The 14,201-nt window shown below is 59.5% G+C and carries 13 protein-coding genes; 4 read left to right on the plus strand and 9 right to left on the minus strand.

What is annotated here, in order from left to right; genetic code table 11:
- Positions 1–7 precede the first annotated feature (7 nt).
- The 6 genes from B3C1_RS08060 to B3C1_RS19755 are packed head-to-tail and all read right to left on the minus strand — an operon-like array spanning position 8 to position 4,347.
- Positions 8–619, minus strand: a complete 612-nt coding sequence (locus tag B3C1_RS08060; protein WP_008484090.1) for a DUF3164 family protein — start codon at positions 617–619, stop codon at positions 8–10.
- Positions 609–833, minus strand: a complete 225-nt coding sequence (locus B3C1_RS08065; protein ID WP_008484091.1) for a hypothetical protein — start codon at positions 831–833, stop codon at positions 609–611. The genes B3C1_RS08060 and B3C1_RS08065 overlap by 11 nt, the downstream gene beginning before the upstream one ends.
- A complete protein-coding gene (locus tag B3C1_RS08070; protein WP_008484092.1) occupies positions 830–1,102 on the minus strand; it encodes a hypothetical protein in 273 nt (90 codons plus the stop codon). Before B3C1_RS08070 ends, B3C1_RS08065 begins: the two co-directional genes overlap by 4 nt.
- A 10-nt stretch (positions 1,103–1,112) precedes the next feature.
- A complete protein-coding gene (locus B3C1_RS08075) occupies positions 1,113–2,051 on the minus strand; it encodes an AAA family ATPase (RefSeq protein ID WP_008484093.1) in 939 nt (312 codons plus the stop codon).
- 11 nt (positions 2,052–2,062) lie between these two features.
- Positions 2,063–4,081 carry a transposase domain-containing protein gene (locus B3C1_RS08080; protein ID WP_008484096.1) on the minus strand — a complete coding sequence of 673 codons (2,019 nt, stop codon included), beginning with the start codon at positions 4,079–4,081 and terminating at the stop codon, positions 2,063–2,065.
- Positions 4,078–4,347 (minus strand): helix-turn-helix domain-containing protein, encoded by a 270-nt coding sequence (locus B3C1_RS19755; protein ID WP_008484097.1) that lies wholly within the window; start codon positions 4,345–4,347, stop codon positions 4,078–4,080. The genes B3C1_RS08080 and B3C1_RS19755 overlap by 4 nt, the downstream gene beginning before the upstream one ends.
- A 133-nt stretch (positions 4,348–4,480) precedes the next feature.
- Between B3C1_RS19755 and B3C1_RS19760 the strand changes: the two genes are divergently transcribed.
- Both B3C1_RS19760 and B3C1_RS08090 read left to right on the plus strand, forming a co-directional pair.
- Positions 4,481–5,449: a LexA family transcriptional regulator gene (locus B3C1_RS19760; protein ID WP_008484098.1), complete on the plus strand. Its 969-nt coding sequence runs from the start codon at positions 4,481–4,483 to the stop codon at positions 5,447–5,449.
- A 344-nt stretch (positions 5,450–5,793) separates the two neighbouring features.
- Positions 5,794–6,600, plus strand: a complete 807-nt coding sequence (locus B3C1_RS08090) for a DUF3025 domain-containing protein (protein WP_035481464.1) — start codon at positions 5,794–5,796, stop codon at positions 6,598–6,600.
- A 28-nt stretch (positions 6,601–6,628) separates the two neighbouring features.
- Here the strand turns inward: B3C1_RS08090 and B3C1_RS08095 are convergent, their stop codons facing one another.
- Positions 6,629–7,957 carry a dicarboxylate/amino acid:cation symporter gene (locus tag B3C1_RS08095; protein ID WP_008484100.1) on the minus strand — a complete coding sequence of 443 codons (1,329 nt, stop codon included), beginning with the start codon at positions 7,955–7,957 and terminating at the stop codon, positions 6,629–6,631.
- A gap of 117 nt (positions 7,958–8,074) precedes the next feature.
- Positions 8,075–9,415, minus strand: a complete 1,341-nt coding sequence (astB, locus tag B3C1_RS08100) for an N-succinylarginine dihydrolase (protein ID WP_008484101.1) — start codon at positions 9,413–9,415, stop codon at positions 8,075–8,077.
- Positions 9,416–9,637: 222 nt separating this feature from the next.
- Between astB and topA the strand changes: the two genes are divergently transcribed.
- Entirely contained in the window at positions 9,638–12,175 is a 2,538-nt protein-coding gene (topA, locus tag B3C1_RS08105) for a type I DNA topoisomerase (protein ID WP_008484103.1), read from the plus strand.
- Between the two features lie 76 nt (positions 12,176–12,251).
- On the opposite strand, the gene B3C1_RS08110 is transcribed toward topA, so the two are convergent.
- Positions 12,252–13,061, minus strand: a complete 810-nt coding sequence (locus B3C1_RS08110; RefSeq protein ID WP_008484105.1) for a hypothetical protein — start codon at positions 13,059–13,061, stop codon at positions 12,252–12,254.
- Between the two features lie 143 nt (positions 13,062–13,204).
- On the opposite strand from B3C1_RS08110, the gene cysB reads away from it, so the two are divergent.
- Positions 13,205–14,179, plus strand: a complete 975-nt coding sequence (gene cysB, locus B3C1_RS08115) for an HTH-type transcriptional regulator CysB (RefSeq protein WP_008484106.1) — start codon at positions 13,205–13,207, stop codon at positions 14,177–14,179.
- Positions 14,180–14,201 lie beyond the last annotated feature (22 nt).

Consider the following 14,201-nt stretch of genomic DNA (forward strand, 5'->3'; position numbering starts at 1 on the left):
GGCCACCTCACAGCTTGGCGATATCAAGGGACAGCTGTTTGTACCGGCCCTGCTCATCCCGCTGGTACAGGCGCAGGTAGCTGCTGGTGCCCACCACATTGATGGAGTCGGCAATGGCGTCCATGGCGGCCAGCCATGTGGGGTGCTCAATGGAAAGCTTGCGCAGGCTCAGCACCTGGTTAACGTCGATGTGCCCTTCCTTGTTGACCCTAAAGGCGTGGTCAATCAGCGCCCGCAGCTCACTGCTGGCGCCTTCTGACCATTCGCCGATGCACTGGTCAATCAGGCTCTTGGCGGCTTGAATGCGTTCGTCAAACTTGCGGTGCTCGCCCTGTGCCAGCTGCACTTGGTATTCACCGTCGTAGCTGGTCAAACTGACGTTCCCTTTGCGGCCGCCCCAGTTGACGTTGTACTGCTCGGCAGACAGCTCCACGAACGAGGCAATCTCACTCATTGCGCCAGCCTTAAAGGCGGCCAGGCGCTGCTGCTCAGCCTGGGCCTGCTGCACAAGGCGCATCACCAAGTCGTCACGGATAACGTCAATGGGCTTTATCTTGTCTTCGGGCACCAGGTGGCCAAGGGCGTTTTTGCGATAGCCGGTTTGGGTGTTAGTGGACATGGTGCTTCTCCTGTAATTTCTGTTCTGTCTGGTTAGCGGCTTGCTGGACAACGGCAGAGGCGCGCTTAATGGCCTCGTGTAGTTCCATGCTCAGCGCCATATGAAAGGCCTCTTCCATGGCATCACCCTGGGTGAGCTTGTTTTTCACCACGTTGATGTGTGACCCACTGGCGATCGCGGTGCTTGTGATGATGATTTCCAGCTTGACGCTCATGCCCGTTCCTCCTGCCACTGGACCAGGCACCCGCCGTAACGGGCCACCTTTTTGTTGGTCAGCCGGCCGTTCGCACGGCAGCTCACGCTGACGGCCTCACAGGCCAGCTTCTTGCCTGGGCGCAATACGGTGATCACCGGGCGGGTGTTGCCCGTTTCAGCCGCCAGTATCTGCACGCCTTGGCTTGCCAGGCGTTGCAGGGCTTTGGTCAGGGCCAGGCTTTGTGCACAAATCGCCTGGTTTTGCGGGGTCATGGTTTTGGGTTGCATGTCAGGCTCCTTACTCGTTGCCTTCGAGGTCTTTGAACGCGGCGCGGATGTGCTGCTCGCCCAGGGATTGGTCGCTGCCACCGGCCAGCATCGCGGCCAGGCGCAGGGTTTGGTTCAAGATGCGCAGGGCGCCGGGGCGCTCGGCGATCTGTTGCAGTAGTGCCAGCTCCCCGTTGCCGCTGATGCCCCAGGCGGCGGCGATGGCTTTAACGTCGGTTTGCTTGGCTTTGTGCACGCCCATCTTTTTGGCAATGCGGGAGAACAGCCGGGCAAAATCCTCGCTGCGGCGGCCACCGGTCAGCTGGGTGTAAACCCGGTTGTTGCCCATCAGCACCATGCCGATGCCGGTCTGCTCCTGGAGGATGCGCAGCTCTTCCAGGGCGGCGTATTCGAGGTGGTCAGCTTCGTCCACCACCACCATGCCGCCGGTGCCTTGCAGGCGGTGCTTAACGGCGCGGCTAAGCTGGCCCTTACGCCGTGGCGCATCGTCCATGCGCAGCTCCAGCGCCAATTCAAAGAGGATTTCAGTTGTGGTAGCGCAACTGGGCGAGGCGGTGATCAGCCACACATTGCTGTGCTGCCTGGCGTACTCGCGGGCGGCAGTGGTTTTGCCCACCCCTGATGCGCCATACACCACGCTGATGGTCTCGGCGGCATGGGCATAGCCCAATGCCCCAAAGATGTTGGAGGCGGTTTGGGTTTCCACGAACCGGGGCGCAGTGGGCAGCGTGTTGGTGCGGGTATTGCGCAGCTCAAGCCAACTGGCCAGCGCCTTAACGATGCGGTCCGTATCGCCTTTGTAGCTGCCTTTGAGTACCTGGCTGATGGCTGCCGGGCTTACGCCGATAGCGCGGGCAACAGCAGAGCCATTGGTATCACCAGCGTTAATCAGGGCCTGCACCTGTTCAATGGTGCTGGTGGTTTTGGTTTTCAGTTCAACAACGCTCATGGTGCTCTCCCTTAAAGGCGGTCTTTGTTGCGCTGCGCCATCAGTTGGGCAACGCCCCGGTTAAAGGCCGTTTCGGTGTCAACGTCAGTGACAACCTCGGCGGCAGCTTCAATGCGGGTGGTGGCTTTGCGTAAGGTGTTGCCGTCGCGCAGGTGCACCAGCTCGCTGGCCGCAGGGGCTGGCGTGGTAGGCATTTCTGGCTCGGGTAACAGTTGGGCAGCTTCCATTGCTGACATGGCCTGGTGGGCGGTGGCGGCGTCCTTGTTCGCCCGGACAAATTGCTTGCGTTTGCGGTCGTGTTCGCGGCCCTCGCTGCGGCTGCCAAACGCGACTTTTTCAAGGCACGCGGCTTCACACAGGTAAAGGCCATTGAGGGTGTAGAGGTGCACGCTGCTGTGCAGCGCGTCGGGGTCAAACCGCACCACCACCTTTTGGCCAACCATGGCCAGCAGGCTTTCGTGGTGGTAGCGGTTCTGGCGCTGGGCTATTTTGCCGCCCGCATCCAAGGTAATGGTGCCGTGCCTGGTCACGCGCACCGCTTCGGCGCTCAGCAGCAACAGGCGGCGTTGTTCGGTACTGGCTTTGCGCACTGTGGCGGCGGCGTAGCTTTCGGCAAAGGCATCATCAAAGCTCAGCACGCCCCGGCAGGCTTCGGTTTTGCGGTTGGCGCGGGCGTTGAACATCGCCACGCCTTCGGCCAGGGCGCGCTCAAACTCGGCTACCGTAGCCGCCCGTTCACCATAATTGTCAGGCTTGGCCATGGGGTTGGGGCCGGTGTAACTGCCGGCCAGGGCCGGGTGCTTGTCGACCAGCTCTTCCAGACCGCCGACGCCGAAGGCGCGTTCGATGGGCTTGGCCTGGCCGTGGCCCTTGCCGAAGAAAACGGAGGTCCAGTGCAGCTTGATGCCCAGCATTGGAATAAGCCCAAGTGGATCGTCAGCTTTGACCTTGAACCGGTACCGGTTGGGCACGCCGCCCGTCAGCCACTTATTGGCGGCAGCGCGGGTGTTATCGATGGTGATATGGCTGGGAATGCCGTAGTTGTCGATCACGTCCAGCAGCGCCAGGCGGATCATGTCGGTGTTCTCGCTGATATCCGTGCGCCAGCCGATGATTTTGCGGGTGCGAATGTCCTGCCAAAACCACGTTTTAGGGCGGATCACTTCGCCGTTGTGCCACTTCACAAACACGTTGTGTTGGTAGCCGTCGCCGTTGATCCACTCCATGGCTGCAACATCCAGCACACTGCGCTGCTGGGGCGGGTAAAGCTGCATTAAGGCGTGCTCGCCCTGGCGCAGCAGTACCTGGTGCTCGTGCGGCACTTCGGCGTCAAGGCGGCGCCGCAGGCTGTCTTCGCTTGGCACTTGCCAGCCGAGCTTTTTGGCAGCGGCGCAGGTACGCAGATAACAGGCACTAAAGGTGGGTTGTTCCAGACGCAGGTACTCGGCTTTGAGGTAGTCCCACGCCTCGGGGCTTACTTCGGCCCGGCGCTGGTCCTTAATGTTCTGCGCCACCAGTTTGTTTTTGGGCAGCAGTGCCGGTGCCCAGTCGGCCGGGTCGATGTCTTTGACCATCGCCCAATAGCGGCGCAGCGTCGGTAAAGCGGCGTTGAAGTTGTCAGCCACAAACTGGTAAGCATCCATCAGCTTGGTGCCTGACTGCACCATCATCGCTACCGCGTTAACCAGCTCCAGGCGCTCGGCGGCTTTGGCCTGGGCCTTGTCTCCGGCCCGTTCCCAATTCGCCCACAGTGCCTCGGGGCTATAGCGCTGAGCTTTGGTTTTAGGAGCGGCAAAGGTTTGGTTGCCCAGTTGCACCAGGCCAAGCCGTTTTAGCAGCGCAGCACGGGCATGTTCCGGCAGCAGTGAGTAGTGATACTCAAAGGCCTTGGTACCAGCACGTTTGCGTTTTTTCTCCGGGTAAGCCTCGGCCAAGCGGTCCAGGAATTTGCGCATCCCGCGCTCGGTACCTGGCAGGTCGGCCAAGCCGGTAAGCTCGGCGGCAGAGAGCCATTCACGTCCTTGTGTCATGCGCTCTCTCCTTGAAGTTCTGGGTATCTACTTGGCCAGATCTCATTTACTTCCAGCCCTATAGCATCAGCGATAATCCGTTCGCCTTTTGGCCATGGGCGAGCCATGGCATTAGCCAAAGTTCCAGACGACAACCCGTGGTCTCGTGACAGTGCGCTGAGTGATGTACCGCGTTTTTTAAGCGCTGCAATGATGTCAGCGCGGTGCATGTCCTTGGCTGGAGTTCCCATTTTGGGAAATTTCTGCGATTCTTGTTTGTTATGCATCCTGATAACTCGTTTGGATTATCAAACTTAGGAACAAGTCTTGATCACCAAAAGGAACAGGTCAACAGTTATTTGTTCCTTTTTGTAGAGCAGGTATCCATGGATGGGACCACGCGCCAGAGGCCACACAGCAATGAATGACGAAAAAAAGGAACAAGCGAACGGGAAAGGGAACGGCGTTCCTATTGTTGATAGCGAGAAAGGAACTGAACTGTTCATCACTAGACTGAGAACGCTGGTTAATGAGGCCGGTGGCGGTCGACAGTTTGCGCGCAACATTGGCATGTCATACAGCAAGCTGCATAACTACATGTCTGGCGTTAGTAAGCCGACGCTGGACAGCCTTATTGCTTTGGCTGAGGGGGGAGGGGTTTCTTTGGACTGGCTCGCCCTTGGTGACGAAAATAGACACCCAAAGGGCCAACCTAAGCACGACTTGGAATGGGTAACGGCTGCTGAGGTAGCTGGGCTACCTGGCATGCCAACAACGGATAAGCGCGTCCAGGAAGAACTTGAGCATCTCGCAGCAGATAACACTGCTATGACGCGCAGGCGTGCAGGCTCCAGAGCAACGGAGTATCACGTAGCGTTGTTGCCATCACAGGCCAGAGAAGCCTTAAAAAAGGCATATGAGGTAAAAGACACGGTTGCGAGCTACGAACCCAGCACCGACTTCATGGCAGAGTTCTCGCTTATCCCTGGTTACCGAGTCCAGGTGTCAGCTGGACATGGCAGCTTCAACGGCGACGATCAGCCTCCAGTCCGGCATTTAGCATTCCGTCGCAAGTGGCTGTCTTTTAGAGGCTTTGCTGAAAAGGATCTGGTTATCGTTTGGGCCAAAGGCGACAGCATGTACCCAACGATAGGCAACAACGACAGCCTGGTTATAAACACGGCAAGGAAAACGCCTAAAGATGGCCACATATACGTCTTTAGGCAGGATGAATCGCTGATGGTCAAACGCTTTCAGCAGCGTCTCGACAAGTGGGTGCTGCTGTCAGATAACAAGGTTTACCCTGAGATAGTGGTACCCAAAGACGAACAGCACAACTTCCAGGTGATAGGTCAAGTGGTGCACATCGCCAAAGATGTGGGCGACTAGCCTCAAAGTTTAAAAGGCGCCGTCTGGCGCCTTTTTTAAAGCCGGTTTAAAGCCCAGCAAACCCGCCCGGAACTGTGCTCAATACACAAGCGCAAAACTCAGCCCCAGCGCACCATTGATCAAACTCCCCGCCCGTTCAAAAAGGGGCAGCCATCAATGGCCACCCCCTCGCTCAATTCCCCACAAACCCGCGTCACGCCTGAATTTCTTCCCGCGAATTTTCGCCAAATTTCATTTATTCTCGCTTTAGTATCTTACTGATCACTATTCAAGAGCCTATACAGGGGATGCACCAGTGATACCAGAAAAAGCGGCCGTTTTGCTACACTGGCGCCCTTTTATGGATGACAGAGACCGACGTGGACTGGCAAACCACCTTCCTTGACCAGGGGCTCTACCAGGACCTGGCGACCCTGTTTACGGCCCTGGGGCAAGCCGCAGACTTCCCAGATCTGGCCCAGCTGGGCCAATGGCTGGCCCCCGGCACCCAGACCCTGTCCGGCCAGCCGGTGCAGTTTTGTGCCGACGCTCCAAGCGATTATTACGAAGCCCAGGTATTGGCCAGTGGCCGGGTGCCCACCCGCGAGCGTAACTGGCACGACCTGTTCAACGCCCTGGCCTGGGCCCTTTTTCCCCGGGCCAAGGCCATGCTCAACGGCCAGCACGTGGCCGATATCGACGCCCATGGCCTGCACCCAAGGACCTTGCGCCGGGACAGCCTGACCCTCTTTGATGAGTGCGGGGTGCTGGTGGTGGCAAGTGACCTGTCGCTGCTTGAGGATCTGCGCCAGCACCGCTGGCAGTCCGCCTTTGTGGCCAGGCGCGGCGCCTGGGGCCGGCAGATTGAAGGGCGGGTCTTTGGCCACGCGGTCTACGAGCAGGGCCTGACCCCTTATTTGGGGCTGACCGCCAAGATGTTCCCGGTGCTGGTGGAGGCCGACTACTTTGCCTGGAACATCAAGGACCGCTACGGCTACCTGGACCAGGTGCTGGCCCTGGCCTTGGCCGGCGATGCCCTGAAGGACAAGGCGCTGCTCTCCCCCTTGCCGCTGCTGGGGGTGCCGGGCTGGTGGCCGGCCAACGCAGCGGCGGACTTTTACGACAATACCCAGTATTTCAGGTCTTTGAGCCGGCCCCGGCCGCCCTTATGAAAAAGCCCGGCATTTGCCGGGCTTTTTGTCAGCTGCGGTGCGGCAGGTGCACCTCTTCTTCCTTGCGGGCAGCGGCCGGGTCGTTAAAGACCTCCTCGTCCAGCTCCCCCTCGGATTTGGCCACGGCCACCGTCACCATGGCGTCGCCGGTGATGTTCACGGCGGTGCGGGTCATGTCCAGCAGGCGGTCGACACCGATGATAAGGCCGATACCTTCCACCGGCAGGTTCACCTGGGTCAGCACCATGGCCAGCATCACCAGGCCTACCCCGGGCACACCGGCGGTGCCCACCGAGGCCAGGGTGGCGGTCAGCACCACCATCAGGAAGTCGGTCAGGCTCAGATCCATGCCATAAACCTGGGCGATAAAGACGGTGGCCACCCCTTGCATGATGGCGGTGCCGTCCATGTTGATGGTGGCACCCAGGGGCACGGTAAAGGAGGCAATGCTGTTCTTGGCACCCAGCTTCTTGGTCACGGTCTCCAGGGTCACCGGCAGGGTGGCGTTGCTGGAGGCGGTGGAGAAGGCAAAGAGGGCGGCGTCACGCATCTTGCGCAGGAACATAAAGGGGTTGAGGCGGGTCAGCAGCTTGAGCAGCAGCGGGTAGCTGATAAAGGCGTGCATCAGCAGCACCGCCAGCACCAGCAGGAAGTACTTGATAAGGTTGCCCAGGGTCTCAAGGCCGCTGCCGGCAAAAAGCTTGGCCATCAGGAAGAACACGCCGTAGGGGGCCAGGTTCATCAAGATGGTGACCAGCTTCATGATCACTTCGTTGAAGTCTTCAAAGAGCTTGGCGATACGCGCACCGGCCTTGCCGGACAGGGCCACGGCCACCCCAAACAGCACTGCGAAGACGATGATCTGCAGCATGTTGCCCGAAGCCATGGCTTCGATGGGGTTGGTGGGCACCAGGTTGGTGAACACATCGGTCAAAGACGGCGGCGCCGCCGGGGTGTAACCCTCTTCGACATGGCGGTCCACGCCGACACCGGGCTTGACGATCAGCGCCATGGAGATGGCCAGGCTAATGGCGATGGCGGTGGTCAGCAGGTACAGGCCTATGGCCTTGCCAGACAGCCGGCCCAGCTTGCTGGGATCGGACAAGGAGCAGGTACCGCACACCAGGGACACGAACACCAGGGGCACCACCAGCATCTTCAAGGAGGCGATAAAGAGCTGCCCCCCGATCTGGAACAGGCCCTGGGTCAGCCAGGTTTGGATGAAGCCGGGTTCGGTCTTAACACCGGGTACGGGGGTAGGGGTGAAATAGAAGCAGATGAGTCCGGTGATGAAACCCAGCACCATACCTATGACGATGCGTGCCGTAAGGCCCAGTTTTCCTTGTTGTTTTGTCATGGCCTATCCACGTGGTTGCTAGCAAATGCCCGCTAATCTAGCAGCTTAGCCGGGGCGGTAACAACCGACCACTTGGGGACCGGGATCACGAAAAAGCCCGGCAATGCCGGGCTTGGGTCAGTCGCGCTGGAAGGGATACACCGATCCCAGTGCCAGGAGCTGGGTCAGCTCGTCCAGGGCCTGGCGGCTTTCCACCAGCAGCTGCGGGTCGGCCAAGTCGGCCACCAGCAGCTCGTCCCGGTAGTGCTTGTCCACCCAGCCGTTGAGGCGGTTAAAGAGGGCGTCGTCCAGCAGGCAAGCGGGGTTGACCGCCGCCAGCTCTTCGTCGTTCAGGCCCACTCGCAGGCGCAGGCAGGCGGGGCCGCCACCGTTGCGCATGGACTGTTTGACGTCGATGTAGCGCACTTCCTTGATGGGGGTGTCCTTTTCCACCAACTGGGCCAGGTAACGGTTGACCGCCTCGGACTCTTCACACTCGGTGGGGGCGATGATGGCCATATGGCCAGCCGGCAGGGTGACCACCTGGGTGTTGAAGAGGTAGGTCTTGACCGCTTCGCTGACGCTGACCTGGTCCCGGGGCACTTCGATGAAATGCAGGTCACCCTCGCCGAATTTGCGGCGAATTTCAGCAAAATCCCGCTCGGTATTGGCAAAGGCGTCCTGGTGGTAGAACAGCACGTTCTGGTTGCCGACACTGATCACGTCGTTGTGGAAGACCCCGGCGTCAATCACCTCGGGATTTTGCTGCATAAACACCACGGTATCCTCGTCCAGGCCATGGAGGCGGGCGATGGCGCGGGACGCTTCCAGGGTCTGGCGGGCCGGGTATTTTTGCGGCGCCACGGCGGCGGCGTTGAAGGCTTCACGGCCGTAGACGAACAGTTCCACACCAGCATGGCCGTACTGGCTGCACAGGCGGGTGTGGTTGGCTGCCCCTTCGTCGCCGAAGTGGTCGTTGTCCGGCAGGTGCTTGTGGTGCTTGAAGTGGCGGTCGTCGTTGAAGATCGCCTTTAAGATACGGCCGGTCACCGCCGGTTCCAGGCTGCGGTGGAACTTGTTGGTGAGGTTGGCCGGGGTAAAGTGCACCCGCCCGTCGTGGGTATCGGCGGAGGGGGAAATGGTGGCGGCGTTGGCGGTCCACATGCTGGACGCCGAGCAGCAGGCGGCCAGCAGGGCGGGGGCCTCTTTGGCGGCCTTGGCCAGTACCTGGGCGTCGGTGCCGTTAAAGCCCAGGCGGCGCAGGGTGGCCATGTCGGGCCTTTCCTGAGGCGCCAGCACCCCTTGCTTAAGACCCAGATCATGAAGGGTCTTCATTTTCAGCAGGCCCTGTTTGGCGGCCTGCTTGGGGCTGGAAGCATTCTTGGCGTTGGACAGGGACGCCACGTTACCGAAGGACAGGCCCGCGTAGTTGTGGGTGGGGCCGACCAGGCCGTCAAAATTGACTTCGAAATGTTTCATGCCCTATTCCTTGTTATGGGTGCCCAGGTTAAAGGGACGTTAAAGCTTGACCGCATTATACCTGTTGCCGTTATCGGTAACCCTCTGACCTTGCAAATGATGGATAAGTTGAATTAATTAGAAAAATAGCCGACTTCGAGCTTGCGCCTTGCATCATCGAAGTCAAAACACTATATATGGGCCACCCAGACGGGCCCCCAGCCAACCAACCCTAAGAGAGACATGGCAAAATCACTGGTGATCGTGGAGTCCCCAGCCAAGGCCAAGACCATCAATAAATATCTTGGTAAGGACTTCATCGTAAAATCTTCTATTGGCCACATTCGTGATCTGCCCACAAGCGGCGGTGGCAATAAAGGCAAAAAAACGAGCGCCACCAACGCCTTGGTAGCGCGCATGGGTGTGGACCCGGAAAACCACTGGCAGGCCCATTACGAGGTGCTGCCCGGCAAAGAAAAGGTGGTGGCCGAACTCAAATCCCTGGCCGAGAAAGCCGACAAGGTTTACCTGGCAACGGATTTGGATAGGGAAGGGGAAGCCATTGCCTGGCACCTTCAGGAACTGATCGGTGGCGACCAGGACCGCTTCCAGCGGGTGGTCTTCAACGAAATCACCAAGAAAGCCATCCAGCAGGCCTTCGAGCAGCCCAGCGACGTCAACCTGGAAAAGGTTAACGCCCAGCAGGCCCGCCGTTTCCTCGACCGGGTCGTGGGTTACATGGTGTCGCCACTGCTGTGGAAAAAGATTGCCCGTGGCCTGTCCGCCGGCCGGGTGCAATCGGTAGCGGTGCGCCTGGTGGTGGAAAGGGAGCGGGAGATCCGCGCCTTCACCCCCGAAGAGTACTGGGATCTCCACGCCGACCTCAAAGCCAAGGAAGGGGCCATCCGCATGATGGTGACCCACCAGGCCGGCAGCGCCTTCAAGCCCCAGACCGAGGCCCAGGCCATGGCGGCGGTGGCAGCCCTTGAAGGTGCCAGCTACCAGGTGACCGACCGGGAAGACAAGCCCAGCCAGTCCCGCCCCTCGGCGCCCTTTATCACCTCCACCTTGCAGCAGGCAGCCAGTACCCGCCTGAGCTTTGGGGTGAAAAAGACCATGATGCTGGCCCAGCGCCTCTATGAAGCGGGCTACATCACCTATATGCGTACCGACTCCACCAACCTCAGCGCCGAGGCCCTGGATGCGGTACGGGGCTATATCCAAAGCGAGTTTGGCCCCGCCTACCTGCCGGCCGGCCCCATCGGCTACGGCGCCAAGGCCAACGCCCAGGAAGCTCACGAAGCCATCCGCCCCTCTGACGTGAAGGTCAAATCCGAAGACCTGGACGTGGAACGGGACGCCCAGCGCCTCTACGAGCTTATCTGGCGCCAGTTTGTGGCCTGCCAGATGACCAACGCCGTGTACGACGTGACCCAGCTCACCGCCACCGCCAATGACTTCACCCTCAAGGCCAAGGGCCGGGTGCAGCGCTTTGACGGTTGGACCCGGGTGCTGACCCCCATGAAGCGCCAAGGTGACGACGAACAGCTGCCTAACGTGGCGGTGGGCGAGTCCCTGGCCCTCAAGGCCCTGGACCCCAAACAGCACTTTACCAAGCCGCCGGCCCGTTTTACCGAGGCCTCCTTGGTCAAGGAACTGGAAAAGCGCGGCATAGGCCGGCCTTCCACCTACGCTTCCATCATCTCCACCATCCAGGACCGGGGTTATGTGAAGGTGGAAAACCGCCGTTTCTACGCCGAGAAAATGGGGGAGATCGTCAACGACCGCCTGGTGGAGAACTTCACCAACCTGCTGTCTTACGATTTCACCGCCCGCATGGAAAACGAGCTGGACGGTATCGCCAACGGCGACCGGGAATGGCACGGGGTGCTGGACGAGTTCTACGGCGACTTTAAAAAGCGCCTGGACGACGCCGAAGAGAAAATGCGCTCCAACGCCATGGTGATGACCGACATCGACTGCCCCACCTGTGGCCGTAAGATGGGTATTCGCACCGCCTCCACCGGCGTGTTCCTGGGCTGCTCCGGCTACAACCTGCCGCCCAAGGAACGCTGCAAGTCCACCATCAACCTCACCCCGGGTGAGGAAGTGATCAAGGTGGACGACGAGGAAGGGGAAACCAACGCCCTGCGCGCCAAGAAGCGTTGCCCCAAATGCGGCACCGCCATGGACTCCTACCTGGTGGACGCTGGCCGTAAAATTCATGTCTGCGGCAACAACCCGGACTGCGACGGCTACGTGCTGGAAACCGGCGAATTCAAGCTCAAGGGCTACGACGGCCCCTTGATCGAGTGCGACAAGTGCGGCTCGAATATGGAGCTGAAAAACGGCCGTTTCGGCAAGTACTTCGGCTGCACCAACAGCGAATGTAAGAACACTCGCAAGATCCTCAAAAACGGCGAAGTGGCGCCGCCCAAGGAAGATCCCGTGGCCCTGCCTGAACTCAAGTGCGACAAGTCAGACGCCCACTTTGTGCTGCGCGACGGCGCCGCCGGTGTCTTCTTGGCCGCCAGCACCTTCCCCAAATCCCGGGAAACCCGGGCACCCAAGGTCGAAGAGCTCAAGCGCTTCGAAGACCGGCTGCCGGAGAAGTTCAAGTACCTGGCCAAGGCGCCGGTCAAGGACAAGGACGGCAACCCAACCCTGGTCAAGTTCTCCCGTAAGACCAAGAGCCAGTACGTGGGCTCCGAGAAAGACGGCAAGGCCACCAGCTGGATGGCCTTCTACGAGAACGGCAAGTGGGTCGATAACGGCAAGTGATTTGAAAAAGCCTCCGCAAGGAGGCTTTTTTATTAGGCCATGAGCCATAAAAAAACGCCCTTTTGGGCGTTTTTTGTTACCACTTTTTCTTCGGTGAGAAGATAAGGTCGATGTCGTCCAACTGCTGGGCCCCGGTTTTGGGTTTGGGCTTGGCTTGGGCCTTGGGCGCCTCCGGAGCGCCAGGGGTGGGGGTACCGTTGGCTGCCACTGCGGGGCCCTTGCCGTTGATCTCATCCAAATGGGCCTGAATTTGCAGGACCTTGGTGCGCAGGTAGGGGTCCTGGTGGGCATGGCCGGCGGCCAATTGCTTGGCCTTGTTGAGAAACTGGCGGGCCGAGCCCAACTGCTTGACGGACTTGGCGGATACACCTCGGGTAATAAGGCCCTCGATATTGATCTTCAGGCGGATACGGTCAAGGAAGGCGGACTCAAGGCGAAAGGTCTCGGCGTCCACCTTGCCCTTATTGAATTCGGTGCGCGCCACGGCGATCAGCAGCTTGATGGCCTGCAGCAGTTGCACCATCTGTTGTTCGTTGTCGGGCAGGCGGATATTGTCGTCGCCGGGGCGCTTGGTTTTGTGGGCCTTGAGATACTGGCCGTGGGCATCTTCGGCGCGACTCTTGATTTTGGCGTCGCTGGTCAGGCGGTAGAGGTGGGCCAGGGCTTCGGCATGGCGGCGGTGGAGCATGGCCACCAGGGTGCTGGAGATCGGCATCTGGCCGGCGATGGGCAGCAGGGTTTCAGTTTCGTCTATGATGGCGCGGCATTTGGCCACTTCTTGGCGGCGTGCCGCTTCTTGTTTTTGTTTTTGCTGCTGCATCATGTTGATGGCAACCATCACCACCAGCAAGATGACGACAACAGCGCCCACGATATATGGGGTCATGTAATAGTCCTTACGCCCGCTAATCCCAGTGAGTTTATAGGAAGCTAATGCATTCCGATAGCTTATCAACTATTTGCCAGCTGATATAGAACTCGAATAGTTTATACTTTTTTGGCATAACCCGCCTTGGGAGCCTTGTTGACATGAAGTTGCAGCAGTTGCGTTACATCGTTGAGGTGCGAAACCACAACCTCAACGTCTCGGCCACCGCCGAAAGCCTCTATACCTCCCAGCCCGGTATCTCCAAGCAGGTCCGGATGCTCGAAGACGAACTGGGGGTGCAGATCTTTGGCCGTAGCGGCAAGCATTTGACCCATGTCACGGCCGCCGGCAAGGCGATCATCGCCATTGCCGAAGAGATGCTCAACAAGGCCGATGCCATCCGCTCCGTGGCCTTCGAGCATACCCAGCCGGACAGGGGCAAGCTTCATATCGCCACCACCCATACCCAGGCTCGTTATGCCTTGCCACCGGTGATCCGGGGCTTTATCGACCGCTACCCCAAGGTGTCCTTGCATATGCACCAGGGTACGCCGACCCAGATAGCCGAGGCCGTGGTACGGGGGGACGCCGATTTCGCCATCGCCACCGAAGCGCTGCATCTGTATGACGACCTTATCATGCTGCCCTGTTACCACTGGAACCGCAGCATAGTGGTGAAAAAGGACCATCCCCTGGCCAAGCTTGCCAGCATCGGCATCGACGAGCTGGCCAAGTACCCCATCGTCACCTACGTGTTCGGCTTTACCGGCCGCTCCGATCTTGACGAAGGCTTTGCCAAAGAGGGGCTGGAGCCGCACATCGTCTTTACCGCCACCGATACCGATGTCATCAAGACCTATGTGCGCCTGGGCCTGGGAGTGGGGGTTATCGCCTCTATGGCCCATGACCCGGTGCTTGACGCCGATCTGGTGGCCATAGACGCCAGCCACCTCTTTAGGGCGTCCACCACCAAGATTGGCTTTAGGAAATCGAGCTTCCTGCGGGGCTACATGTATGACTTTATCGAAGGCTTTGCCCCGCACCTGACCCGGGCTGTGGTGGACGAGGCCATTCGCCTGCGCGACGGTGAAGCGGTGGAAGCGCTCTTTAAGAACATGGCCTTGCCGGTGCGCTAAAAGGAATTTTCGTCGCCGCCAC

The sequence above is a fragment of the Gallaecimonas xiamenensis 3-C-1 genome, assembly GCF_000299915.1.
GTDB lineage: Bacteria > Pseudomonadota > Gammaproteobacteria > Enterobacterales > Gallaecimonadaceae > Gallaecimonas > Gallaecimonas xiamenensis.